This is a genomic window from Acinetobacter sp. CIP 102637 (assembly GCF_000368425.1).
Taxonomy (GTDB): Bacteria; Pseudomonadota; Gammaproteobacteria; order Pseudomonadales; family Moraxellaceae; genus Acinetobacter; species Acinetobacter parvus.
In genome coordinates this window covers 727621-752582 of sequence record NZ_KB849435.1, presented here as the reverse complement: position 1 = coordinate 752582, position 24962 = coordinate 727621, and the positions used below count along the sequence as shown (strand labels likewise).

General features: G+C 41.2%; 22 protein-coding genes and 2 pseudogenes. 9 read left to right on the top strand and 15 right to left on the bottom strand.

Annotated features, from left to right (window positions below; genetic code table 11):
• Positions 1 to 115: 115 nt before the first annotated feature.
• The 12 genes from lpxA to rimO all read right to left on the bottom strand — a co-directional run bounded on the left by lpxA (position 116) and on the right by rimO (position 12454).
• Positions 116 to 904: an acyl-ACP--UDP-N-acetylglucosamine O-acyltransferase gene (lpxA, locus tag F967_RS06615; protein WP_004680825.1), complete on the bottom strand. Its 789-nt coding sequence runs from the start codon at positions 902 to 904 to the stop codon at positions 116 to 118.
• Entirely contained in the window at positions 901 to 1386 is a 486-nt protein-coding gene (fabZ, locus tag F967_RS06610) for a 3-hydroxyacyl-ACP dehydratase FabZ (RefSeq protein ID WP_034431072.1), read from the bottom strand. The genes lpxA and fabZ overlap by 4 nt, the downstream gene beginning before the upstream one ends.
• 6 nt (positions 1387 to 1392) lie before the next feature.
• Positions 1393 to 2463: a UDP-3-O-(3-hydroxymyristoyl)glucosamine N-acyltransferase gene (gene lpxD / locus F967_RS06605; RefSeq protein ID WP_004798964.1), complete on the bottom strand. Its 1071-nt coding sequence runs from the start codon at positions 2461 to 2463 to the stop codon at positions 1393 to 1395.
• Between the two features lie 3 nt (positions 2464 to 2466).
• Positions 2467 to 2955: an OmpH/Skp family outer membrane protein gene (locus F967_RS06600; RefSeq protein ID WP_004798962.1), complete on the bottom strand. Its 489-nt coding sequence runs from the start codon at positions 2953 to 2955 to the stop codon at positions 2467 to 2469.
• 46 nt (positions 2956 to 3001) lie between these two features.
• On the bottom strand, positions 3002 to 5530 hold the full coding sequence (bamA, locus tag F967_RS06595) for an outer membrane protein assembly factor BamA (protein WP_004798960.1): 2529 nt from the start codon (positions 5528 to 5530) through the stop codon (positions 3002 to 3004).
• A gap of 34 nt (positions 5531 to 5564) precedes the next feature.
• Entirely contained in the window at positions 5565 to 6920 is a 1356-nt protein-coding gene (gene rseP, locus F967_RS06590) for an RIP metalloprotease RseP (RefSeq protein WP_004798956.1), read from the bottom strand.
• Between the two features lie 5 nt (positions 6921 to 6925).
• Complete coding sequence (gene ispC / locus F967_RS06585) at positions 6926 to 8122, bottom strand: 1-deoxy-D-xylulose-5-phosphate reductoisomerase (RefSeq protein ID WP_004798953.1); 1197 nt, start codon at positions 8120 to 8122, stop codon at positions 6926 to 6928.
• Entirely contained in the window at positions 8123 to 8947 is an 825-nt protein-coding gene (locus F967_RS06580) for a phosphatidate cytidylyltransferase (protein ID WP_004680832.1), read from the bottom strand. It lies immediately after the preceding gene.
• A gap of 2 nt (positions 8948 to 8949) precedes the next feature.
• On the bottom strand, positions 8950 to 9699 hold the full coding sequence (gene uppS / locus F967_RS06575; protein ID WP_004776937.1) for a polyprenyl diphosphate synthase: 750 nt from the start codon (positions 9697 to 9699) through the stop codon (positions 8950 to 8952).
• A gap of 4 nt (positions 9700 to 9703) precedes the next feature.
• The gene (frr, locus tag F967_RS06570) at positions 9704 to 10258 is read right to left on the bottom strand and encodes a ribosome recycling factor (protein WP_004677618.1); all 555 of its coding nucleotides are present in this window, start codon (positions 10256 to 10258) and stop codon (positions 9704 to 9706) included.
• 75 nt (positions 10259 to 10333) lie between these two features.
• A complete protein-coding gene (pyrH, locus tag F967_RS06565; protein WP_004677620.1) occupies positions 10334 to 11062 on the bottom strand; it encodes a UMP kinase in 729 nt (242 codons plus the stop codon).
• Positions 11063 to 11110: 48 nt separating this feature from the next.
• Positions 11111 to 12454: a 30S ribosomal protein S12 methylthiotransferase RimO gene (gene rimO / locus F967_RS06560; RefSeq protein ID WP_004776938.1), complete on the bottom strand. Its 1344-nt coding sequence runs from the start codon at positions 12452 to 12454 to the stop codon at positions 11111 to 11113.
• 328 nt (positions 12455 to 12782) lie between these two features.
• Between rimO and glnL the strand changes: the two genes are divergently transcribed.
• The 5 genes and pseudogenes from glnL (at position 12783) to F967_RS06535 (ending at position 17873) form a co-directional block, all read left to right on the top strand.
• Positions 12783 to 13892 (top strand): nitrogen regulation protein NR(II), encoded by a 1110-nt coding sequence (glnL, locus tag F967_RS06555; protein ID WP_004798950.1) that lies wholly within the window; start codon positions 12783 to 12785, stop codon positions 13890 to 13892.
• Positions 13879 to 15381 (top strand): nitrogen regulation protein NR(I), encoded by a 1503-nt coding sequence (gene glnG, locus F967_RS06550; protein WP_004776945.1) that lies wholly within the window; start codon positions 13879 to 13881, stop codon positions 15379 to 15381. The genes glnL and glnG overlap by 14 nt, the downstream gene beginning before the upstream one ends.
• Positions 15382 to 15527: 146 nt before the next feature.
• Positions 15528 to 16169: pseudogene (locus tag F967_RS06545) on the top strand (TetR/AcrR family transcriptional regulator).
• A gap of 113 nt (positions 16170 to 16282) precedes the next feature.
• Entirely contained in the window at positions 16283 to 17203 is a 921-nt protein-coding gene (gene argF, locus F967_RS06540) for an ornithine carbamoyltransferase (RefSeq protein ID WP_004798944.1), read from the top strand.
• A gap of 145 nt (positions 17204 to 17348) precedes the next feature.
• Complete coding sequence (locus F967_RS06535) at positions 17349 to 17873, top strand: protein tyrosine phosphatase family protein (RefSeq protein WP_004758141.1); 525 nt, start codon at positions 17349 to 17351, stop codon at positions 17871 to 17873.
• On the opposite strand, the gene ispF is transcribed toward F967_RS06535, so the two are convergent.
• Positions 17861 to 18352, bottom strand: a complete 492-nt coding sequence (gene ispF, locus F967_RS06530) for a 2-C-methyl-D-erythritol 2,4-cyclodiphosphate synthase (RefSeq protein WP_004798941.1) — start codon at positions 18350 to 18352, stop codon at positions 17861 to 17863. The two genes, F967_RS06535 and ispF, sit on opposite strands and share 13 nt — an antisense overlap.
• A gap of 98 nt (positions 18353 to 18450) precedes the next feature.
• Between ispF and F967_RS06525 the strand changes: the two genes are divergently transcribed.
• A complete protein-coding gene (locus F967_RS06525; RefSeq protein WP_004677634.1) occupies positions 18451 to 19098 on the top strand; it encodes an A1S_1983 family putative colistin resistance protein in 648 nt (215 codons plus the stop codon).
• Positions 19099 to 19520: 422 nt separating this feature from the next.
• Positions 19521 to 19900, top strand: a pseudogene (locus F967_RS06520) (IS66 family transposase); the annotation flags it as partial.
• Positions 19901 to 20009: 109 nt separating this feature from the next.
• On the opposite strand, the gene F967_RS06515 reads toward F967_RS06520, so the two are convergent.
• Positions 20010 to 20588 (bottom strand): YceI family protein, encoded by a 579-nt coding sequence (locus F967_RS06515; protein ID WP_004680843.1) that lies wholly within the window; start codon positions 20586 to 20588, stop codon positions 20010 to 20012.
• Between the two features lie 227 nt (positions 20589 to 20815).
• On the opposite strand from F967_RS06515, the gene F967_RS06510 reads away from it, so the two are divergent.
• Positions 20816 to 21223: an OsmC family protein gene (locus F967_RS06510; RefSeq protein WP_004798939.1), complete on the top strand. Its 408-nt coding sequence runs from the start codon at positions 20816 to 20818 to the stop codon at positions 21221 to 21223.
• Positions 21224 to 21276: 53 nt separating this feature from the next.
• On the opposite strand, the gene tkt is transcribed toward F967_RS06510, so the two are convergent.
• On the bottom strand, positions 21277 to 23265 hold the full coding sequence (gene tkt / locus F967_RS06505) for a transketolase (RefSeq protein WP_004798937.1): 1989 nt from the start codon (positions 23263 to 23265) through the stop codon (positions 21277 to 21279).
• A gap of 385 nt (positions 23266 to 23650) precedes the next feature.
• Here tkt and metK point away from each other — a divergent pair, with 385 nt between their 5' ends.
• Positions 23651 to 24817: a methionine adenosyltransferase gene (gene metK, locus F967_RS06500; RefSeq protein WP_004677643.1), complete on the top strand. Its 1167-nt coding sequence runs from the start codon at positions 23651 to 23653 to the stop codon at positions 24815 to 24817.
• The last annotated feature ends 145 nt before the right edge of the window (positions 24818 to 24962 follow it).

Genomic DNA, 24962 nt, shown 5'->3' with positions numbered 1-24962 from the left:
TTAAACGCACCTTTGAACTGTCTCCCAAAAAATACCGACAACAGTTTGTTGAGGAAGAAAATTAAGCCAATAAAAAAGACACCGAAGTGTCTTTTTTTTTATATTGAAATTAAACCTAACGCACAATCCCACGTGTTGATTTCTCTAAAGAATCAATCAACAGTTGGGCTTCTGGCACATTATCTAAAACTTCATTACGAATCTGTGCAATGGCCTGTTCACTGGTCAAACCTGATTTATAAATCAATTTATAGGCTGTTCTTAAACCCTGAATCGTATCCCGTGACCAGCCCTTACGTCGCATTCCTTCAATGTTCAGACCATGTGCATGTGCTGGATTACCAGAAGCCAGTACATAAGCTGGCACATCTTTAAGAATGAGTGCAGCGCCACCAATCATGCTATATGAATCAATACGGCAGAATTGATGAACGCCTGCATTCCCACCAACAATCACATGGTTACCGACATTCACATGCCCTGCAATACCAACATTATTGGCAAAAATGTTATGGTCCCCAATCATACAATCATGGGCGATGTGGGTATTCACCATCAACAGGTTATGACTACCAATTTTGGTCAAGCTCTGATCCTGTACCGTACCCCGATGCAAGGTACAATGTTCACGAATGGAGTTGTGATCGCCAATTTCCAGCCAAGTTTCCTCACCCTTATATTTTAAATCCTGACAAATTTCTCCAATGCTAGAAAACTGGAAAATATCGTTGTTTTTACCAATTCGTGTAAAACCACCAATGACCACATGCGAATGTAACTTTGTACCAGTATCAATACTGACATTTGGCCCAACCACACAATATGGGCCAATCTGTACGTCAGAGGCAATTTTTGCAGACGGGTCAATTATTGCTGTAGGATGTATTAAATTTTGACTAGTCATGTCTGCTCAATTTTTTGGTGGGAAATCATGATCTCGGCTGTTGCAGCAACAATACCGTCAACACTGGCAGTACAATTGTACTTGTAAATACCCCGTTTTTGCATCACAAGTTCAGATTTTAAGATAAGCTGGTCACCTGCAACAACCTGTTTCTTAAATCTTATTTTTTCCGCACCAGCAAAAAGAAACAAGGAACCCTCACTCGGCTTCTGATTGGTCAAAACAAAACCCAATATACCTGAAACCTGGGCAAGCGCTTCAATGATGAGTACACCAGGCATAATTGGGTAGGTTGGGAAATGCCCCTGCAAGAACTCTTCATTGATAGATACGTTTTTATAACCGACAATACTGTTCTCAGTGACTCCCGTAACTCGATCAACTAACAGGAAAGGATAACGATGCGGTAAATATTCACGAATGGTAAGAATATGCATCGGTAATTCAGGCATTGTAAATGCTGGAAATGTTGACTCGGTCATAATAAATTATTTACGTAACTTAAGGGTTGATTCAAGCGACTCTAATTGAGCCTGTATATAATCAAGCCTTTTGGTGATCTGGGTCAATGGCACATCTGCTAATTGTCTAAGGCGTACCACAGTTCTTTTCCAGTGACTATTTTCAAACAGTCCAATTCCCGAAGAAAAGATTCCCGCCTCAGAAATACTTTTTGTGACCATTGACATTCCAGTAAGCGTCACATTATCCGCAATATTTAAATGCCCTGCAACTGCACTGCCACCACCGATAATACAGTTTTTGCCAATTCGGACACTTCCAGCAATTGCTGTGTTTGCAGCGATGGCTGTATGTTGACCAATTTGAACGTTATGCGCGATTTGCACAAGGTTATCAATAATGACACCATCTTCCAGAATAGTATCATCCAAGGCACCACGGTCAATGCTGCAATTTGAACCAACACGCACATCATTACCAATCTGAACCGAACCCAGTTGTGCAATGCGATGCCATTTCCCCTGATAAGGTGCAAAGCCAAACCCTTCTGAACCTATCACTGTATTGGCATGGATACGGATACGGTTCTTAAGCTTGGCAGCCCCTGTAATGGTGACATGTGCATCAATAAAACAGTCCTTGCCAATTTCAACCTGATCATCAATAAAGGCATGGGCCTGAATAATGGTATTGCTGCCCACCACACAATTTTCACCAATCACCACATAATGACCAATATAAGCATCATCAGCAATGATGGCTGAGGGATGGATTTTAGCAGTACTTGAAATTCCCCTTTGGATAATTTTCTTTTCAAATATATGGGTCAAAGTCGCAAACGCGAGATAAGGATTATCAACGACAATAAAGTTATTTTTTGAGGAAAGCTGTTGCTTGAGCGCTTCGGTGACAATGTAGGCACCCGCCTGACTTGCTTCTGCTTGCGATAGGTACTTATCCCCATTCACAAAACAGATATGCTGATTTTGTGCCTGTTCTAAACTCGCTAAATTAAAAATCTGGAAATCTTTTTCACCAAAATACTCACCTTTGACAAGGTGAGCAATTTCTTCTAAACGATAACTACGTCTATTCATTGATTATTTCATTGCATTAACCTTTTGAATCATTTTATCAGTTAAATCATACTGAGCGTCAGAGGCAATCGTAGAATTTTTATTTAAAATAAAATCCAAGTTATTTTCTTTTCTTAATTGTTCAGCGGCCTGTTTCACACGACTCTCAAAATTTGTATTCATCGTTTGCAAAGTCGTCTGTACTTTGGTCTGTAGACCTTGTTGAGTCGTATTAAACTCATTGACCTTGGCCTGATACTGGCCACTTAATTTCTGTAAATCGGCCTGATTAGCGGACTGGGCTTTTTGCTGTAAGCTTTCAATCTCTTTACCTAACTGTTCCAGTTTAGCTGAAGTCGGTTTAACTGATTGACCCAGGCTGTCATTTTGCTGTTTTAAATAGGTACTACTTTCAACGACCTTAGCCAGGTCCACAACACCTATACCGCCCGCATTTGCAACTGCTGAAACCGTTAATCCTAAACCTAACATAAGCATTGTTAATGTTTTCATTATTACATCCCTTATCTGTTTTGCAGAGTTCAAACTGAGGTCGTACTTAGAATGTACGACCAATTTCAAATTGGATTGATTTGGTATCATCGCCTTTCTTGTCATTCAATGGGAATGCATAACTCAACGATAATGGACCAATCATGGTAATCCATGTAAAACCAGCCCCTACACTGTAACGCATATTGTCAAAATCAAACTTATAGTTATCTTTGCAATATTGTTTCATATTTACTGCTGTACCAACGACCAAATCCGAACCGTTTGGTACATCACATTGAGTATCGAATACTTGTGCACCTTCGGCAAACAGGACTGGTCGAACTTGTCGAGTCCAATCACCCTTAAATGGTAATGGAATTGCCAATTCGGTACCAAACTGCACCAATGCGTTACCACCCACTTCCTCTTTTGATAAGTCATCTTTACCCATTTCCTGGAAAATAACACTTGGATATTTAGGTCCCAGTGAGCTGTTATCATAACCACGAACCGATCCATAACCACCTGCATAGAAGTTCTTATAGAATGGCAAGTCGTTACCATAGCCCAGCTTGCCATAACCGCGCAGTACAAATCCGCCCCATAATGGCATAAATGCCTGAGCATCATAAGTAAGTTTTTGGTAATCCACATCACTGCCTGGAATACCCACCTCAAGACCTACACGATGTGACATACCTGAGGTTGGGAAAATTGGTCTGTTCAAGGTATTGTATGACCAGCCCAAATTTAAGGTATAGGTCAGGAACTCACCTTCAAAGGCACTATCGTATGTATCATAACCGCCAATACATTTTGGTTGCCCATTTTGATCCAAGATAAGTTTGTTATCAGAATCCATTTCGTATTCTTTGCTTTTACAGCGTACAGATGAACCTGTTGCCTTACCACCATTTGCCAACAAATAGTCACGAATATAGGTTGAAACGCTTGGACCCGTTCTAACCTTGGTTTGGTCAATCCCAATAGACGCACTTAAACTTTGGTTTTCATCAATCGGATAACCGAAACTTAAACTTCCACCAACACTGTCAGTGACATAGTTATTGACGTTATAGTCTTTGTTTAACTTGGTTTTACGATAATAAACGTTGTAGCCGCGGCTCACACCATCAATGGTAAAGTATGGGTCAGTCACACTGAGATTATAGTAATCCTGTGTTTCTGAACGGGACAAGTCAATCGCAACACGATTGCCTGTTCCCATAAAGTTGGTTTGACTGAGTCCAGCCTGGAATGTCACACCACCATTTTGAGAATAACCAACCGCAAGTGTGGTTGTGCCAGAGTGCTGCTCCTCAACATTGACATTCAAGTCAACCTGGTCAGGTGAGTTTGGTACACGAACAGGCTTGACGTCAACCGTTTTAAAGAAGCCTGTACGTTCCAGACGCACCTTGGACAAGTCAATTTTTTCATTACTTGCCAATGCGCCTTCCATTTGACGCATTTCACGACGTAACACTTCATCAGCTGTTTTGCTATTACCTGTAAAGTTAATACGACGTACAGTGACTTGCTGACCTGGGTTGATATAGTAATTGAGGTTGACAATACCTGTCTGATTGTTAATCTCAGGTACGATGTTTACCTCAGCATAGTAATAGCCGGCATTACCATATTTACGGAGCAATAGTTGCTTAACCGCGTTTACTTTTTCTTGTGAATAGGTCTCACCATCTTTATACAGCTTAAGCAGCTGCAATTCTTCTGGCTTATATAATGCATCGCCGAGGAACTTGGTTTCGCCGAACTTGAACTGGCTACCCTCATCAACTGAAACCTCAATGAAGATATGCTTTTTATCTTCACTGATATTGAGTTGAGAGTTAATGATATTAAAATTGATATAACCCTTGTTCAAATACAGCGCACGCAAGGCTTCCAGGCTTGCCGCCATTTTCTCACGTGCATAGCGGTCATTACGGGTCACCACAGAGGCCCAGCCACTTTCCTTAACGGCAAATACCTGCTTGATATCACTGTCACTAAAAACAGTATTACCAATAATATTAATGTCAAAAACTTTTGCAGCCGTACCTTCATTAAAGTTTAGCTTCAACTCAACGCGGTTGTTTGGACGAGCAACCGTTTCCACAGTCACATCGGCATCATAACGACCCTGCTGGGTATATTGCTGTTCCAGCTCGGTTTCAATGGTTTGCAGGGCTGATTTCTTAAAAACTTCACCCTCAGCAATACCCATCTTCTTTAAGCCCTGTTCTAAAGCTTCTTTTGGAATGAGTTTATTACCCTTGAATTCAAGCTTGGAAATGACTGGACGTTCAACAACCTTAAAAACCAGAATGTCTTTTTCTTTATAAGCCTTGATATCATCAAACAAGCCTGAAGCATATAGGGTACGGATTGCCTCGGCGATCACTGGATCACTTACTCTATCGCCACTATTTATTGGTAACATCGAATAAATACTTGCAGGTGTTAAACGCACTAGGCCATCAATTCGTATATCTCGTGCAAGAAACTCATCTGCTGCGTATGCTTGTTGTACCACTGCCATCGCACTAACCAGTGCCAAAGGCATTAATAAATGTGTGTGACGCATGCCCATATATTTTCCAGTAAGTTAAATTCCATTTGCGTTTTTATAAACGCATGAAGTCGTTAAATAAAGCCAAAAGCATCATGCTACCGAGCAGTACCATACCAACTTTTAGACCAAATATCTGTATTTGTTCAGAAACAGGTTTGCCACGAATGGCTTCAATAAAGTAATAAACCAAATGCCCACCATCCAGCATTGGAATTGGAAGCAAATTGAGAATACCCAGACTGACACTCATCAAGGCCATAAATGAGATAAAGGTCTGCCATCCCATTTCGGCGCTTTGTCCAGCCACTTTGGCAATGGTAATTGGCCCTGACAAATTATCCAGTCCAATCAAGCCACGCACCATCTTGATGATTGAGTTAAAGATCATGCCTGAAAGCTGTGTGGTTTTATCTACCGCAACACCCAACGCTTCGATCGGTGAATACTGAATGGTTTGTTTGTATTCAGCAGGAATGGTGATCTTGCCCGCGTCACTTTTCACCCCCAGCACACCTGTGATATTGCCCATATTGTCACGTTGACCTTGTGGCATCACCTGCAAATGCAGCAGTTGTCCCTGACGCATCACATCAATATTCAAAAGTTTTTCAGGTGAATTCTGAACCACATCAACCACATCAAACCAGTCTTTCATGACAACATTGTCAATTGCAACGATACGATCACCGACTTTCATTCCCTGACGTGAAGCAGCACCATCTGCACTCAACTCTTTCACGGTTGCGGGAATGACTGGACGATAAGGCAAGAAGCCCAATACATCCAAAGGTGACTGGCTTTGATCCTTAAGGAAATCCTTGATTGGTAAACTAAACTGCTTTTCAGTACCTGCACGATCAACAATAATGGAAACTTGCCCTGTCTCTCCCACACGATTGACCAAGGTATAATTAAGTTTTTCCCATGTTGGCGTTGTTTGACCATCAACTGCCAGAATTTTGTCACCCACTTGCAAATCAACCAACGCTGCGGGAGTATTGGGCATAATCTTGCCAATACGGGTATTCAACTGTTCCTGGGCTGGTAAAAATAAAATCCAGAACAATAACACCGCAAAAATAAGATTGATCAATGGACCCGCCGCAACGATGGCAATACGCTTCCACGGAGACTGACGGTTAAAGGCGTAAGGCAGGTCCTTTTCAGCCACATTGCCCTCACGCTCGTCCAGCATTTTGACATAACCACCAAGTGGCAAAGCAGAAAGCTGATATTGGATTCCAGATTTTTTAGACTGCCATTTCAGCAAGGTTGGGCCAAAACCAATGGAATAAACCAAGACTTTGACACCTAATTTACGCGCCACCCAATAATGGCCAAACTCATGAATTGCAATCAGTGGACCAAGTAATAAAATCGCTGCAACAATCATAAATAGTGCATTCATACGATTTAGCCCCCTATATCCACAATATACTTCTCTGCAACCTGTCTAGCGATCATATCAGTCTGTAAAATGATGTCTATGTTTTCTGCTTTGGCATTTTGTACAACTTGCAAAGTGTTCTCGACAATTTGCGCAATCTCAGTAAAGCGAATTTTTTGCTGCAAAAATGCAGCAACTGCAACTTCATTTGCTGCATTTAATACTGTAGGCGCCAAACCACCTGCCCGCATCGCCTGACGAGCCAAGTCCAATGCTTGAAACTTGAAAATATCAGGTTGCTGAAAATTCAATTGAGCAGTCTCAAACAAGTTTAACGCAGGAACATCTGTTGCCAGGCGTTTAGGCCAGGCCAATGCATGTGCAATTGGTGTGCACATATCAGGGTTACCCATTTGTGCCAAAGTTGATCCATCCACATATTGCACCATGGAATGAATAATACTTTGTGGATGAACCACGACTGTAACAAAATGTTCTGATATTGAAAACAAATGACACGCTTCAATCAATTCCAGTCCTTTATTCATTAAAGTCGCAGAATCAACCGAAATCTTTTGACCCATAGACCAGTTTGGATGCTTACACGCCTGTTGTGGTGTTACATCATGCAATTGTTCTAATGAATGGTTGAGAAATGGCCCACCAGACGCTGTCAGTAAAATTCGGGAAACACCCAACTGGGGCTGGCCTGTCCTTTCAGCATTTAGATAGTCATGCGGCAAGGACTGGAAAATCGCATTATGTTCAGAATCAACGGGTAGTAACAGTGCATTATGCTTACGGGCAGCCTGCATCATGATGTCGCCAGACATGACCAAAGATTCTTTATTGGCAAGCAAGACACGCTTACCTGCCTTGACTGCGGCAAGAGTTGGCAACAAACCTGCCGCACCAACAATAGCAGCCATGACGATATCAACATCGGCATGCTCAGCAATAGTGATTAAGCCCGCTTCATCAGTCAAAATTTCGATATGTTTTAAGTTTTCTTGATTTAAACGTTGTTGCAACTCAAATGCTTTTTCATTCGGCACCACAACAATTTTGGGATGGTATTTTTTACAAATTTCTAAAAGTTCATCCAAACGGCTATATGCAGAAACTGCAAATACGGTGTAATCGTCTGGATGCTGTTCCAATACTTTTAAAGTACTTTTTCCAATTGAACCCGTTACACCCAATATGCAAACAGCTTGAGTCATTTAAAGATCTACACCAATCAGTTTTAAAATATATATACCCGTAGCAAAAATAGGTGCTGCCGCAAGCAGTGAATCAATACGGTCCAGCACACCACCATGACCTGGCAACACACGGCCAGAATCCTTAATCCCTGCACGACGCTTGATCATGGATTCAAACAGGTCACCCAGCACTGATGCAAACACGGTAATGACTGAAAGAATCAGGAATAAAATAAGCTGCAATGCGGTTAAATTTAAATAGGAATATTGTACAACCAGCATAATAATCACTGTTGTGGCGATACCACCGTATAAACCTTCAACGGATTTATTTGGACTGACTTTCGGGGCAAGTTTCTTTTTACCAAACTTACGGCCAACAAAGTAGGCACCGCTGTCAGCGCCCCAAACCAATAGAAATAAATACATCAGCCACCACGGTGAGCTATGCCATACAGCATAAATTGCAGTAACAGCGGCTGAAATTAAAACAAACCCAATCAAGTGAAGTGAAACGTTGTACCAGTTATCAGCATCGGGGAAATTTTTAATCCAGTAAATGCTCACCAGCCAGGTAAGAATGGATGCAACCCAAAGCAGTAAGGCAATATCATTAAAAAACAATGCCAGTGTTGATACCAGTGCAACACAACCACCATATACCCAGGCTTTAGGTTTTGAGACAATCGCCGACGCCTGTGGCATCAATTTAGACCACTCGTAGCCTGCAACCCCTGCCGCTAAAATCATAAGCATGAACATTGGATAATGTGATTGCGTTGCAAACATGCAACTTAAAACAACTGCAACTAATACCAATGCGGTAATTATCCGCTCTAACATTATTAATTCTCTATTTTCACTTGTTGAATCTGTTCGGATGTCTTGCCAAAACGTCGCTCACGCCCTGAAAAAACACGAAATGCGTAATCCAATTCTTCGACCGTAAACTCTGGCCATAAAGTTTCTGTAAAGTACAATTCTGCATATGCAGCTTGCCACAATAAGAAATTTGAAAGGCGATAATCTCCCCCTGTACGAATTAATAAATCCACAGCAGGCAGGTCATTTAGACTGACATATTTATCAAATAAATCAACATTTATATGGTTTGTTTGAACTTTCCCAGCAAGAACATCCTGAGCAATACATTTTGCAGCATTCGCCATGTCCCACATGCCACCATAGCTAATCGCAATAGTTAAGGTCATGGAATCAAAGGCGGCTGTTTTTTTTTCTGCATATTGCATCAAATCCCTTAAATGACCTGAGAGACGTGATCGGTCACCAATGAAACGTAGAGCAATATTAAATTTTTCCATACGAGGAAGTTGCTCATGAATCGTATCTTCTAACAACTTCATGAGTAAATCGACTTCATACTGTGGTCGATTCCAGTTTTCACTTGAAAATGCAAAAACCGTTAATGCTTTTACGCCGACACTTTTACAATGCTCAACAATGGGGTCAAGGATATTTTTGCCTTCACGGTGCCCATCGCCTTTTTGCATCTGATTTTTTTTGGCAAAACGATTGTTGCCATCCATAATGATGGCAACATGCTGGGGAAGAAGCTGTTCTTCTTGTGAGGTCATATAATTAGACCTTCATCAATTCTGCTTCTTTGGCTGCAAGACGTTTGTCCACTTCCGCAACAAACTTGTCAGTGATTTTCTGAATATCTTCACCTGCACGGCGCTCATCATCTTCAGAAATTTCTTTTTCTTTCAGTAGGGCCTTAATGTCACCTAAAACATCACGACGGATGTTACGGATGGCAACCTTGGCATTCTCCGCTTCTGAACGGGCAACTTTCTGCATGTCACGGCGGGTTTCTTCTGTTAAGGCAGCCAACGGCACACGAATAGAGTCAGTGGTAATCGGGTTTAAGCCCAAGTCACTTTCGCGGATTGCCTTATCAATCGCAGACACCATGTTACGTTCAAATGGCTGAACAATTAAGGTACGTGAATCTTCAACACCCACGTTCGCCACCTGATTCAATGGAACATCTGAACCATAGTAAGGAACCATCACGCCATTTAAGATAGATGGATGAGCACGTCCAGTACGAACTTTTGCAAAACCCTGTTCCAAAGACTCAAGGGTTTTCTGCATGCGCTGTTCGCTGTCTTTTTTGAGATCGTTAATCATATGATCTTCCTTACTTATTCCTGAGGTATTACAAAATATTTAACGTAGTATAAAGCGCTTTATGGTTCACGTATATTAATTCGTAACGTGAGTTCCCTCTTTTTCACCCATCACAACAGAAAGCAATGCACCAGACTTGTTCATATCGAACACCTGCAATGGCACATTGTGGTCACGGCATAGGCAGATTGCAGTTAAATCCATCACACCAAGTTTCTCATCCAAAACCTGATCGAAAGTTAAATTGTCATATTTAACTGCATCTTCATATTTACTTGGGTCTTTGTTATAAACGCCATCAACCTTGGTTGCTTTCAGGATCAAGTTTGCTTCAATTTCGATACCACGTAAGCAAGCTGCGGTATCTGTGGTAAAAAATGGATTACCTGTACCCGCAACAAACACACATACTTCGCCCTGACTTAAATGGCGAATCGCGTCACGACTAGAATAGGACTCGACTACCGTACCAATTGACAAAGCAGACATCAAACGGGTTTTGATATTACGGCGCACCAATGCATCACGCATCGCTAAACCATTCATCACCGTCGCCAACATGCCCATTTGGTCACCTGTTACACGACCAACCAGACCATCTTTCTGCAACTGGCTACCACGGTATAAGTTACCACCACCAACAACGATACCCACCTGCACACCCAAGCCAACCAGATGGGCAATCGAAAGTGACATTTGGTCCAGTACCTGGGCATCAATACCCATATCTTTATTTCCAGCTAAAGCCTCACCAGAAAGCTTGAGCAAAATTCGTGCATAACGTGGATTCTTAGAAGCTGACATACCTTTACTCCAAACCGATCAATCTCAAAATTTTCTTTATATCTTGTGTTAAGCAGATTTAACCTGAATTAACTTTGCAAATAAATCGTATTCATCTGCATCAGTAATTTCGACTTCAAGCAGGTCACCTGCCTTAATCACGCTTTTATCAATATCTTCAACAAATACATTGCCATCAATTTCTGGTGCATCTGCATAAGAACGGGCAACCGCAACTGGGAATTCTTCTTCCAGGCTATCAACGAGCACTGTCATCGTTTGACCAATACGCTTTTGCAGTTTTGCCGCTGAAATTTCCTGCTGAACTTCCATGAAACGCTCATAACGCTCTTGCTTGATTTCTTCAGGCACATGGTCTGGAAGATCATTGGCTGTCGCTCCCTCTACAGGTGAATAGGTAAAGCAACCGACACGGTCAAGCTGTGCCTCTTTCAACCAATCCAACAGTATTTGGAAATCTTCTTCAGTTTCACCAGGGAAACCCACAACAAAAGTTGAACGAATCACCAATTCAGGGCATTTTTCCCGCCACAATTTAAGGCGTTCCAAGGTGTTTTCACTGTGGGCTGGTCGCTTCATCAATTTTAAGATGCGCGGACTGGCATGTTGAAAAGGGATATCCAAATAAGGCAGGATTTTACCTTGCCCCATCAGGTCAATGACTGCATCTACATGTGGGTAAGGATAGACATAATGTAAACGCACCCAAATACCAAGCTGACCAAGTGCTTCACACATATCATAGAATTTGGTTTTAACAGGCTGGCCATTCCAGAAATCCAGCTTATATTTGGTGTCCACACCATACGCAGAGGTATCCTGGGAAATCACCAGAACCTCTTTTACACCCGCACGTTTCAATGCTGCCGCTTCATCCAATACTTTCCCTACTGGACGAGAAACAAGGTCTCCACGCATGCTTGGGATGATGCAGAATGTACAGCGGTGGTTACAGCCTTCGGATATTTTGAGATAAGCATAATGCTTCGGTGTTAAACGCACACCCTGCTCTGGAACTAGATCAATAAACGGGTTGTGCTTTGGTGGTGCAGGCACATACTCATGCACTGCCTCCATCACGTCCTGATAGGCTGCCGCACCTGTCACTTTCAGTACATTTGGGTGCATTTGGCGGATTTTATCTTCATCTTTGCCCAAACAGCCCGTGACGATCACACGACCATTCTCACTCATGGCCTCACCAATCGCATCCAGCGACTCTTGTACCGCAGACTCAATAAAACCACAGGTATTAACAACAACCAGGTCCGCACCGTTATAATCTGATGCCACTTGATAACCTTCAGTTTTTAACTGGGTTAAAATTCGTTCAGAATCTACCAATGCCTTAGGACAACCTAAAGATACAAAACCGACTTTGGGGGTCTTCATGAATCTGCGCTCCACTTGAATCGGCGTATTGTATGACTTTTCGAGTGATAAAAACAGGTGGGGATTGCACAGTTTAATCAATGCACCAAAATACAACCAATATTTTAAATAAAATCCTACATTGCACCAATTTAGAACATTATAAAATCCACATAAAACCGTACCTATGTGAAAAATACAGCATAAACGTCATATCTTTTAACTAAGTTGTTGAAATTTAGCCTATCAAAAGTTGGCTTACATTTTGCATTACATAAACCTTAGACATGAATGGCTATTCACTTATACATATATTTATTGCGCCATTTTAATACAGGACGATTCACAAATGGATCAACACCACACTATCGACTATCGACTCCTAGTAGATAATTTAACGACTGCCATTTTATTGGTCGATAGTAGGCTTAATATTTTTTATTTGAACTCCGCTTGTGAAGCGTTATTTGATGTCAGCTTACTACGTGCATCAGGTCAGCCTATCCTAAATTTACTGCATGCCCACGATGATACCTTTAATACTCACGAAGCTTTACTCAACACATTAGAAAGTGGACAGCATTACACACGTCGTGAAGCGGTAATCAATGTAAATTTCAAACCGATTCATGTGGATTATACAGTTTCACAGCTTAATACAGGAAAGAGCTACCATCCCCTGTTATTGATTGAGCTGAACCCAATTGATCGGATGCTAAAAATTTCCAAGGAAGAAAATCTGGTTCAGCAGCATCAGGTTGCCCGCCAACTAGTTCGCGGCGTGGCACATGAAATTAAAAATCCTTTAGCGGGCATTCGTGGTGCAACACAATTACTTGCTCGCAGCTTAAATGATGAAAGCTATCGTGAGTTTACCGACATTATTATTAGTGAAGTAGATCGCTTAACCAATCTGGCAGATACTATGCTTGGCTCACGTCAGTTACCGAGCTATGAGCTGGTCAATGTGCATGAACCACTGGAACGCGTTCGTTCACTTATCGTCAACCAGACCAAGAAAAAAATTAAGATCACCCGCGATTATGACCTTTCCCTGCCTGATGTAATGGCTGACCGTGATCAACTGATTCAGGTCATGCTGAATATCAGCGTAAATGCTGTGCAAGCAATGACTGAAAATAAAGATTTTTTTGTCGATTCAGAACCAGAGCTGATTTTAAGAACGCGCATTCAACGCTTAGTCACAATTAACGGTGTTCTGAATCGCTCATCGATAAGAATTGATATTGAAGACAATGGACCAGGTGTTCCAGAAAGCATATTAGAGTCTGTATTTTACCCTCTTGTGACTGGGCGGGCAAAGGGAACAGGGCTTGGCCTCAGTATCGCGCAAAACATCATGCATCAACACAACGGAATGATCGAGTGTCAATCCGTTCCAGGAAAAACCATATTTAGCTTATATCTACCTTGGGAGTCAGACCGTGTCACGAAATAAAATTTGGGTAATTGATGATGATCGTGCCATGCGCTGGGTACTCGAAAAGACTTTTAAAGAAGAAGGTTTTGACGTTACCAATTTTGAAGAAGCACAAACAGCGCTGGAACGTTTACATGATGATGCCCCTGATGTCATTTTGACTGATATTCGCATGCCTGGAATTGATGGTTTAACTTTTCTGTCTAAAGTAAAGAATACCCATCCTGACCTGCCTGTGATTATCATGACTGCCCACTCTGATTTGGAGTCAGCGGTATCAAGTTACCAGACTGGTGCTTTTGAGTACCTGCCAAAGCCTTTTGATATTGATGAGGCACTGGCATTGGTCAATCGTGCCATTTTGCATATCACCAAGCTTCAACAGCAGGAAGCCAGCAAAGCGGCGGCGGCTGCACCATTAAAATCCACTGAGATTATCGGTGAATCACCTGCAATGCAGGAAGTGTTCCGTGCCATTGGACGTTTATCACAATCGCATATTACTGTATTGATTAATGGTGAATCTGGTACAGGCAAAGAGCTGGTGGCCCATGCACTGCACAAACATTCGCCTCGCCGTGCCAAACCTTTTATTGCGCTGAATATGGCTGCCATTCCAAAAGACTTGATTGAAACCGAGTTGTTTGGTCACGAAAAAGGTGCATTTACAGGTGCAAACACCCAGCATCAAGGACGTTTTGAACAAGCCAATGGCGGTACATTATTCCTGGATGAAATTGGTGATATGCCATTTGAAACCCAGACACGTCTACTCCGTGTGCTTGCGGATGGTGAATTCTATCGTGTTGGTGGACATATTCCAGTAAAAGTAGATGTGCGCATTGTGGCGGCAACCCATCAGGACCTGGAAAAGCTGGTTAATGAAGGACGTTTCCGCGAAGACTTGTATCATCGTCTCAACGTAATCCGTATTCACATTCCTAAACTTGCCCATCGTAGTGAAGACATTCCAATGCTGGCACAGCACTTTCTGGCACGTGCAGGCAAGGAACTCGGGGTAAGTCCAAAAATCCTACGCACTGAAACAACGGATTATATGCAACAGCTACCGTGGCCAGGCAACGTTCGTCAGCTAGAAAATACCTGTCGCTGGCTGACAGTGATGATCACGGGTCGTGAGGTTTATCCTGAAGATTTACCTGCTGAGCTTAAGCAAGTCTCCATCCAGAAAGCCACAAGTGATGCCGTGCAGCCAACAGCGGCCAGCCCAGCATTGGCTGAACGAATTGCAGTGCATCATTGGGATGAGTTGTTGGGTCAATGGGCAATTCAAAAGCTCAAAAATGGGGAAATGAAAATTCTGGATATCGCAACACCGATGTTTGAACGCACATTGATTAATGCCGCACTCCAACAAACACGTGGACGTAAACGTCATGCTGCTGAGCTTTTGGGTTGGGGACGCAATACCCTAACACGTAAACTCAAGGAGCTTGGCATGGATTCATCTGAAGATGATGATGACGAGGAAATTCGTTCAGCCTAAAAGACTAAGCCATTAAAAAAGCGAGCAAATCATGTCTCGCTTTTTTATTATCAGGAGGATTTGCAACACTCATCAACTTCATAGCCATACAATGTATATGGTTTTTGCTATAATACAAATCACTCAACCCACTTCTCTTGAATATAATGACTGATATTTGTTACCCAAGTTGCGAACAGCCTCAAACTCGCCGTGGACAGGAACGTCGTCTTGCCTTGCTCATTTGTGCAACCGATTTATTTCTGGAACGTGGTTATGATGCTGTTTCTCTGGATGATATTGTCAATCATGCGGGTGGATCAAAAACGTCTATATATAAATATTTCGGCAATAAAGAAGGCTAGTTTACCGCCATTTGTGATTATCGGCGAGAAGTTTTTTTCAAAGGGGTTTGCGTACCCTATATTCCAGAAAAGATTGATCTCAAAAACTATTTAAACCAGACCTTGATTCGTTTTTATCAACATATCATAAAGCCCGAGAACATTGCCTTTATGCGTCTGTTCACAGAGCAAACTCAAAAAGATATACAATTAGCGCACTATTTTTATGACCAATGTGCTTTAAATATACAGAATACGATTGCATTTGCTTTAGGTCAGGCAAACGACCTCAATGCAATATACTGCTCTAACCCCCATTTCTCCGCCATGATGTATTTCGGAATTTTACGTGATGTGGAATGGCGACTTTTAATGGGTTTAGAAGTATCAGCAAATGACGCTGAAATAACTGATTATATTAATTATTCCGTTGATTTATTCTTAAAAGCTCATCAAAAAGTCTAATTCTTTTGCATTTTCCTGCGCGTATAGTATAGTAGTCAATTCCTTTTTACCCACCACTCGTCAAACAACAATTAATTATTGTTTTTATTCAATAATTAATTTTGGGAGTAGCTATGGCGCTTCGGCATTTCCTGACTTTACGTGACCTATCCTCATTAGAACTGCAACGCATTTTAGATCGTGCGCAAGAACTCAAGCGTATGCAGCACAGCAATACGGTATATCAACCTTTTGTTGGTAAAGTTTTAGGAATGATTTTTGAAAAGTCGAGTACACGTACCCGTATTTCTTTTGAAGCAGGCATCTGCCAGTTTGGGGGTAATGCGATTTTTCTTTCGCCACGTGACACCCAACTGGGTCGCGGTGAGCCAATTGAAGATTCTGCCCGCGTAATATCAAGCATGCTTGATATTGTGATGATCCGTACTTTTGGGCATGACATCGTAGAGCGTTTTGCTTCTTATTCTAAAGTACCTGTCATTAACGGTCTTACGGATGATCACCACCCTTGCCAGTTACTTGCTGATTTACAAACCTATCAGGAACATCGTGGCAGTATTGCAGGCAAGACAGTAGCCTGGATTGGTGACGGTAACAATATGTGCAACTCTTATGTTGAAGCGGCACATCTGATGGGTTTTAAACTCAAGATCGCCTCTCCTGAAAGTTATGAGCCAAAACCTGAGTTTCTTGCCGAGTTTGCTGACTGTGTAGAAGTGTTCAATAAAGCTGAGGATGCTGCGGTTAATGCTGACCTGATCGTAACTGATGTTTGGGCAAGCATGGGGCAAGAAGAAGAACAAAAGCTTCGTGAAAAAGCATTTGCTGATTTCCAAGTGAATGAAAAATTAATGGATCTGGCTCATCCAGATTGTTTATTTATGCATTGCTTACCCGCACACCGCGGCGAAGAAATTTCTGAACACATGCTGGACCATAAAAATGCAGTGGTCTGGGATGAAGCGGAAAATCGTTTGCATGCTCAAAAGGCATTGATGGAATTCCTGCTCAATGAGAATTTAAACAAAGACTAAATACAAAAAACAGCATCCTCATGATGCTGTTTTTATTTATCCAATCTAAATTGAACACTGAAATAAAAACACTTATAGTAAAGCCAGCATTTTAAAAATAAGTTTCTCATATCATGAGAACTTCAATCATTGTATAGCGAACCTTATGACTTCACTCGAACAAGCTTTATCTCAGATACCGGGTTTTTCTTTGGTGCATGAGCACCTGTTTAGCTCTGCCCAACCCTCAGTTGAGCAGTTGCAGCAGATTAAAGAATATGGTTGTAGTACAGTCATTAACCTTGCGACGAGTAAGTCTGAAAATCACTTATCCCAACAGGATCAAATTTGTCTGGGTTTGGGGCTAAACTATATTCATATCCCCATTGACTGGGATATTCCCTGCTCAGAACAGTGTCTTTTTATTTTGGATTTAATTGACCATCTGGTTCAAAATAAAATTGTCTGGTTACATTGTGCCCAGAATATGCGTGTCAGTTGCTTGATGTATTTATATCGGCAGTTTTATATGAATATTGAATTACCTATTGCCCAAGAGTTGCTTCATCAAATCTGGGAACCGAATGAGACCTGGACAGGCCTGATTCACAGCATTAGCTTACAACTGCAAGGTCGTAAAGCAACACAGGAATTACAGCAGTCATTGATCAATGCAGATCATTTTGCCTGATGGGAAACAAGCACTGTCGCCGTTGCCAGAATGCCTTCCTGACGGCCAGTAAAACCTAGTTTTTCAGTTGTGGTCGCCTTAATACTAATTTGTGTAACATCCACATTCATGACATCTGCGATGCTTTGACGCATCTCCAGATTATGTTTGGCAAGTTTTGGCCGTTCGCAGGCCACAGTAATGTCAGCATTATTGAGATGATAACCACGATCTAAAATCAACTGATATACATGCTTAAGCAATACCCGACTATCTGCACCCTTATATTCTGGGTCAGTGTCAGGGAAATACTGCCCTATATCCCCTAAAGCCAATGCGCCCAATAATGCATCACACAATGCATGCAGCACCACATCTCCATCAGAATGGGCTTTTAAACCATGTGCGTGGGGAATCTGAATACCCGCCAAGGTAACAAAGCTGCCTTCTTCAAAAGCATGTACATCCATTCCCTGTCCAATACGAATGTGAGCAACCATATGATTTTCCTTTTACAATATACTGAACAAATCTTGTATTCTGGCTTTCTATTTCGCTATAGTACATTGAGCAAATTAGACTGAAAGTATGCGTCATTATGCTGTTTAATACGGTAAGAAATCAATTAAAGAACGTCGGTTATATCATCACATTGAGTTGTTTTTGCTCAACATTTACATTTGCGAAATCAATCGATTGCTCAGATCGTACACTTGACCTTAAAAAGATATGTTCCAAGCAATATGATGAACAGCGAATTAAACTCAACAATAAGTTTTTAACTGCTTATTTGGTGACCGATGCCCCCTTACAGCTATTACATGATACCCAGAGATTATGGTTAAAACAGTTACAGCAATGCAAATCTAAAACCTGCTATCAACAACAGTTTGAATTGCGTTTGGATGACCTGAATTTTTATACCTCAATGAACCAGACGCTAACCCAGCATTATCTAAAATATGAACAGGGAAAATTAGCCGCTCAACCCATTCATTTACAGATTCATCAACTGGATAAAGACAAGCTTAAAATTGAGGGTATTGCTTATCGCAACCCAAACAATCGACTGGAAACCCAAATAATGTCATTGCTTGCCTACAGTACACCTGAACAAAAAAATCAGATCACTGATAATGAAAAGAAATGCCAATATCAGTTTGATTTTCAAAAGGCCTTACTGATTGTCAAAACAGATCAAAAAGGCTGCGAACGTTTTACAGGCATCTACCGTTTATATGACTAAACTTGAATGATTGAATTTCAAAAGCCGATGTTTTTATACATCGGCTTTTATTCTTTAATAGGCAGAGGTAACGCCTGTAATTCCTGCACCGATGACAACAATATGAGGCATAGTAAACTCCTTGAAATGCAAGGAATTTCATAATAAGCAATATATAGCAATTAGCAAAATATAAGCTACACTTGGATTTATTTGAGACTTCACTCATGCCTAAAATATATTCTGTAGATTTACGTGAAAAAGTCATGAAACATTATCATGATACTCACCATAAATGTAAGCGTCCGCTGAACACACCTTATGAATTTGTCCTATAAGCCTTAATTTAGTCCCCAGTTAAAAATAAGTGGGGACTTAAATTTATGACTACAAATAACCAGACATCCATCGCATCTCTTGCGAAGCAATGCTTCTCAGATTGGATGCAACAACTATATGAATGGCTCAACCAACATTATCTGACGGTGCCGTCGAGTTCTCCAATTGCCAAGGCGATCAATTACACTTTGAAGCGTTAGCCAGCTTTAAGCCGCTATCTGGATGATGGCAATCTACCGATTTGTAACAATTGGGTCGAGAATCAGATGCGTCCCTGGGCGTTGGGTGCAAGAACTGGCTATTTGCAGGTTCGCTGCGTAGTGGTCAGCGAGCGGCAAATATCATGACTTTAATCCAGTCAGCAAAGCTGAATGGGCTGGATCCGTATGCCTATCTCAGTGATGTGCTGAAAAGGCTGCCGACGCATAAAGTGACCCAGATTGAAGAATTACTACCACACCGCTGGAAATCCGACCAAAATTAAAAAACAGCCATGGGGTTCAGCGGGCGCTTACAATTTACAAGCAAAATTAAAAAAAGCTCAGGGACTAGTTCCATGAGCTTTTTTTATCAATCTAATAATTTGTTTGATTTTACTTTGCAGCAGTTGCTTCAGTGGTAATATTTACAGTGATCTTATCTCCTACATTCGGCACGTAATTTCCGATGCCAAATGCAGAACGGTTAAATGATGTTGTGGCATTAAAGCCAATCGCTGGCACTTTCGCCATTGGGTGCTCGCCTTGTTTATTCAGCACAGCATCTAAAACCACAGGCTTTGTTACACCTTTAACAGTTAAATCACCCGTAATTTTAAAGTGCTTTTTATCCTTGGTTTCGACTTTGGTACTTTTAAAAGTAATGTTTGGATATTTCGCAGCGTTAAACCATGCTTCTTCCTGGAATTCTTTATCCAAGGCAGGCACATTGGTATTTACACTACTGATCGGAATAGTGACCTCAACAGAAGAATTTGCTGGTTTTGCATTATCAACTTTAATTACACCCTGAATATCAGTAAAGTTCGCGCTTGGTGTAGAGAAACCAAAATGGTTCCAGCTAAATACAGTCGCTGTATGAGTTGGGTCAATCTTATAGTCTACTGGTGCCGCCAAAGCGACTGAACTTGCGATGGCAACTGCTAAACCGAGGCTTAATGTTTTAAACTGCATTTTTCGTATCCTTGTTTGATATGTTGTTTAGTTTATAGATCACATAATTTTATTCACCATTCTTTATAAAACGATATGTTTCACCAGTGCAACAATAAAAGCGTTACAGTTGTTACGTAAAACGAATATCATAAGACTATTCGGTACTATACATATTGTCGCTAGAACGACATCATCAATTGACATATTTTTATTCAAATTTTTAAAGATAAACAAAAAGGTAAAACATGGCACATACAGCACAAGCACTCAGTACATCTACACCTTATCGCGTTTCGTTGACGGATTCTTCGGGTCATACTTGGTATGCAGATGAACCAACAGATAAAGGTGGTCAAGACTCAGCTCCTAACCCAATTCAACTGCTACTTTCAGCTTTAGGTGCGTGCACAACCATTACACTGGAAATGTATGCAAACCATAAAGGAATTAAACTTGATCATGTTCAGGTTGATTTGGCTTTAAACCCAAATGGTGAACCTGAAGCAGGTCAAAACAATATTGAGCGTAAAATTACACTAAAAGGTGAATTTACCGAAGAACAGCATAAACGCTTATTAAAAGTTGCGGAAAGTTGTCCTGTTCATAAATTATTAACGTCTAATATTTCGATTCACAATGAACTAAATATTTAGTTTAAAAGCATAAAAAAGCGTTCCATTTGGAACGCTTTATTACTTTCAACTGACTAAGACGTAACTTCTTTAACCGCAGCAACAACCGCTTCAGTGGTAATACAGAAGAATTGGAACAAGTCTTTTGCTGGAGCAGATTCGCCATAAGTTGTCATACCGATCACTTTGCCGTCTAAACCAACAAACTTCCACCAGTAATCCACATGAGCCGCTTCAACCGCTACACGCGCACGGATATGTGCAGGTAATACAGCTTCACGATATGCAGCATCTTGTTTCACAAACTCTTCAGCACATGGCATGGAAACAACACGCACACCTTCAAGTTGTGCATACGCTTCCATTGCCAATGAAACTTCTGAACCTGTTGCGATGATGATTGCTTTTAATTCGCCTTTTTCTTCAGCAAGTACATAACCACCTTTTGCAACGTTTTGAATTTGAGCTTCATTACGTGCTTGGAATGGCAAGTTTTGGCGAGAGAAAATTAATGCGGTTGGACCTTCTTTACGCTGAAGAGCAGATTTCCAAGAAACAGCCGCTTCAACCGTATCACATGGACGCCAAGTATTTAAGTTTGGTGTACCACGTAACGATGCAATTTGTTCGATTGGTTGATGCGTAGGGCCATCTTCACCTAAACCAATTGAGTCATGTGTATAAACATGAATCACACGTTGCTTCATCAATGCTGACATACGTACTGCATTACGTGCATATTCCATAAACATCAAGAATGTTGCAACGTAAGGAACAAAACCACCGTGTAAAGCTACACCATTTGCGATTGCGGTCATACCGAATTCACGAACGCCGTAATACACATAGTTGCCCGCAGGATTTTCTTGCACGCCTTGGCAACCTTTCCAAAGTGTTAAGTTAGAGCCAGCCAAGTCAGCAGAACCACCTAATAATTCAGGGAGTAATGGACCGAATGCCTGTAAAGTATTTTGGCTTGCTTTACGAGTTGCAATGGTTTCAGCTTTTGCATTGGTTTCAGCAATGAATGCATCGGCTTGTGCTGCAAATTCAGCAGGTAAATCACCGTTGATACGACGTAATAATTCAGCCGCTTCAGTTGGATATTTTTCTTGGTATTGAGCAAATAATTCATTCCAAGCTGTTTCAGATGCTTGACCTTTTGCTTTTGCATCCCAAGCAGCATAAACATCTTCAGGAATAACAAATGCGTCTTCTTTCCAGCCTAATGCTTCACGTGTTAAAGCAATTTCGTCTTTGCCCAGTGGCGCACCGTGGCAATCTTCTTTACCTTGTTTGTTTGGTGAGCCTAAACCAATAATCGTTTTACAGATAATAATTGTTGGCTTATTGCTTTCAGCTTTCGCTTCAACAGTTGCTTGACGAATCGCATCAGCATCATGACCGTCTACACGAAGCACTTGCCAGCCATAAGCTTTGAAACGTTGCTCAGTATCATCACTAAACCAACCTTCTACTTCACCATCAATTGAAATCCCGTTGTCATCGTAGTAAGCAATCAACTTACCAAGACCTAAAGTACCTGCAAGTGAACATACTTCGTGCGAAATACCTTCCATCAAGCAGCCATCACCAAGGAAACAGTACGTGAAGTGATCAACAACATCTAAACCGTCTTTGTTGAACTGAGCAGCTAACGTTTTTTCAGCTAAAGCAAAACCTACTGCATTGGCAATCCCCTGACCCAATGGACCTGTTGTGGTTTCGATACCAGGTGCATAACCCAATTCTGGATGACCTGGAGTTTTAGAGTGTAATTGACGGAACTGTTTTAAATCTTCAATAGATAATTCATAACCCGTCAAATGCAATAACGCATATTGCAACATTGAGCCGTGACCATTAGACAATACAAAGCGGTCACGGTTCACCCATTGAGGGTTACTTGGGTTATGATTTAAAAATTCGCGCCAAACTACGTCAGCGATATCTGCCATCCCCATTGGAGCACCAGGATGCCCTGAGTTTGCTTGTTGCACAGCATCCATAGCCAAGACACGAATTGCATTTGCAATACGGCGTTCATTTAAAGGGGTTGTCATAAGTCAGAATCCGATTAAATCAATAAGATGTAGAGAAGATGAGAAATCATCTTTCAAAAACTGCGACTATTGTCTTAAAAAAACAAGATGGGGTAAAGTGCAATACACGATATTTCTTATATTTTGATCATTCAAATACAATTCTTTATATAAATGCTCACCATCTAAACAACCACTAAAATACATTCATTCCAATATGAAAATTTACAATTCAGGAAAACTTTATTAATTAAAGCATTAATATTAGTTTTACTGATACGCATATCAATAAAAACACAATGAAAATGAAATAAATTCATGCATTTTAGTCAGCTTATGCTAGTCCTATCCGCCAAGTCGATGTAACATACTCTGTCTTTTTGAAAATAACCATGATAGGACGTTCATGCGCGAGTATGCTGTTTTTACTTCAGAATCTGTAAGCGAAGGTCATCCAGACAAAATGGCTGACCAAATTAGTGATGCTATTTTAGATGCAATCCTAAAAGAAGACCCGTATGCGCGTGTCGCTTGTGAAACATTAGTAAAAACAGGTGCGGTTGTTCTTGCTGGTGAAATTACAACGACAGCAAATGTCGACTTTGAAGCAATTGTGCGTCAAACCGTAAATGGTATTGGCTATCATCACTCTGATTTAGGTTTCGACGGATCAACTTGTGCCGTGATCAATATGATTGGTAAACAATCTCCAGAGATTGCTCAAGGTGTTGACCGTCAAAAACCTGAAGATCAAGGTGCTGGCGACCAAGGCTTAATGTTCGGTTATGCAAGTCGTGAAACTGATGTACTCATGCCTGCCCCAATTTCTTATGCGCACCGTTTAATGGAGCGTCAAGCAGAATTACGCCGTTCAGGTGCTTTACCTTGGTTACGTCCAGATGCAAAAAGCCAAGTTACCTTTGCTTATGAAAATGGTATGCCAGTTCGTTTAGATGCAGTTGTATTATCAACTCAGCACGATCCTGAAATTAGTCAAGCTAACTTAAAAGAAGCTGTGATTGAAGAAATCGTAAAACCGATTATTCCTGCTGAAATGTTCCATGCAGGTACAAAATTCCATATCAATCCAACAGGTATGTTTGTGATTGGTGGTCCTGTAGGTGACTGTGGTCTAACTGGTCGTAAGATTATTGTCGATACTTATGGCGGTATGGCACGTCATGGTGGCGGTGCTTTCTCTGGTAAAGATCCATCAAAAGTTGACCGTTCTGCAGCCTATGCAGGTCGTTATGTTGCGAAAAATATTGTTGCTGCAGGTCTTGCTGACAAATGTGAAATTCAGGTGAGTTATGCAATCGGTGTTGCAGAGCCAACCTCCATTTCAATCAATACATTCAATACAGGCAAAGTGTCAGATGAGTTGATTATCCAGCTTGTTCGTGAACACTTCGACCTACGTCCATACGGTATTACCCGTATGTTAAACCTGATTCAGCCAATGTATAAGCAAACTGCTGCTTATGGTCACTTTGGTCGTGAGGGTTCAGACACCGCATTTACATGGGAAAAAACCGATAAGGTTGATGTGTTAAAAGATGCAAGTGGACTGTAACGTCTTACCTCATTTTAAAAGCTCGCTCATCGCGAGCTTTTTTATGCTCTCCTCACCTATGTCCTAAAATTTACATTGGGAACTATATTATTTTGATCTTGCACAGCATTTGCTAAAATATAATTTCAATCATTTCGGATACATG

What these genes read in the sequence shown, in the direction of transcription:
- lpxD (WP_004798964.1), bottom strand. Translation starts at nt 2,463, where the DNA reads ATGAATAGACGTAGTTATCGTTTAGAAGAAATTGCTCACCTTGTCAAA.
- frr (WP_004677618.1), bottom strand. Translation starts at nt 10,258, where the DNA reads ATGATTAACGATCTCAAAAAAGACAGCGAACAGCGCATGCAGAAAACC.
- F967_RS06600 (WP_004798962.1), bottom strand. Translation starts at nt 2,955, where the DNA reads ATGAAAACATTAACAATGCTTATGTTAGGTTTAGGATTAACGGTTTCA.
- uppS (WP_004776937.1), bottom strand. Translation starts at nt 9,699, where the DNA reads ATGACCTCACAAGAAGAACAGCTTCTTCCCCAGCATGTTGCCATCATT.
- F967_RS06515 (WP_004680843.1), bottom strand. Translation starts at nt 20,588, where the DNA reads ATGCAGTTTAAAACATTAAGCCTCGGTTTAGCAGTTGCCATCGCAAGT.
- ispC (WP_004798953.1), bottom strand. Translation starts at nt 8,122, where the DNA reads ATGACTCAAGCTGTTTGCATATTGGGTGTAACGGGTTCAATTGGAAAA.
- F967_RS06535 (WP_004758141.1), top strand. Translation starts at nt 17,349, where the DNA reads ATGACTTCACTCGAACAAGCTTTATCTCAGATACCGGGTTTTTCTTTG.
- argF (WP_004798944.1), top strand. Translation starts at nt 16,283, where the DNA reads ATGGCGCTTCGGCATTTCCTGACTTTACGTGACCTATCCTCATTAGAA.
- lpxA (WP_004680825.1), bottom strand. Translation starts at nt 904, where the DNA reads ATGACTAGTCAAAATTTAATACATCCTACAGCAATAATTGACCCGTCT.
- F967_RS06510 (WP_004798939.1), top strand. Translation starts at nt 20,816, where the DNA reads ATGGCACATACAGCACAAGCACTCAGTACATCTACACCTTATCGCGTT.
- F967_RS06580 (WP_004680832.1), bottom strand. Translation starts at nt 8,947, where the DNA reads ATGTTAGAGCGGATAATTACCGCATTGGTATTAGTTGCAGTTGTTTTA.
- fabZ (WP_034431072.1), bottom strand. Translation starts at nt 1,386, where the DNA reads ATGACCGAGTCAACATTTCCAGCATTTACAATGCCTGAATTACCGATG.
- F967_RS06525 (WP_004677634.1), top strand. Translation starts at nt 18,451, where the DNA reads ATGCTGTTTAATACGGTAAGAAATCAATTAAAGAACGTCGGTTATATC.
- pyrH (WP_004677620.1), bottom strand. Translation starts at nt 11,062, where the DNA reads ATGTCAGCTTCTAAGAATCCACGTTATGCACGAATTTTGCTCAAGCTT.
- glnL (WP_004798950.1), top strand. Translation starts at nt 12,783, where the DNA reads ATGGATCAACACCACACTATCGACTATCGACTCCTAGTAGATAATTTA.
- tkt (WP_004798937.1), bottom strand. Translation starts at nt 23,265, where the DNA reads ATGACAACCCCTTTAAATGAACGCCGTATTGCAAATGCAATTCGTGTC.
- rimO (WP_004776938.1), bottom strand. Translation starts at nt 12,454, where the DNA reads ATGAAGACCCCCAAAGTCGGTTTTGTATCTTTAGGTTGTCCTAAGGCA.
- metK (WP_004677643.1), top strand. Translation starts at nt 23,651, where the DNA reads ATGCGCGAGTATGCTGTTTTTACTTCAGAATCTGTAAGCGAAGGTCAT.
- bamA (WP_004798960.1), bottom strand. Translation starts at nt 5,530, where the DNA reads ATGGGCATGCGTCACACACATTTATTAATGCCTTTGGCACTGGTTAGT.
- ispF (WP_004798941.1), bottom strand. Translation starts at nt 18,352, where the DNA reads ATGGTTGCTCACATTCGTATTGGACAGGGAATGGATGTACATGCTTTT.
- rseP (WP_004798956.1), bottom strand. Translation starts at nt 6,920, where the DNA reads ATGAATGCACTATTTATGATTGTTGCAGCGATTTTATTACTTGGTCCA.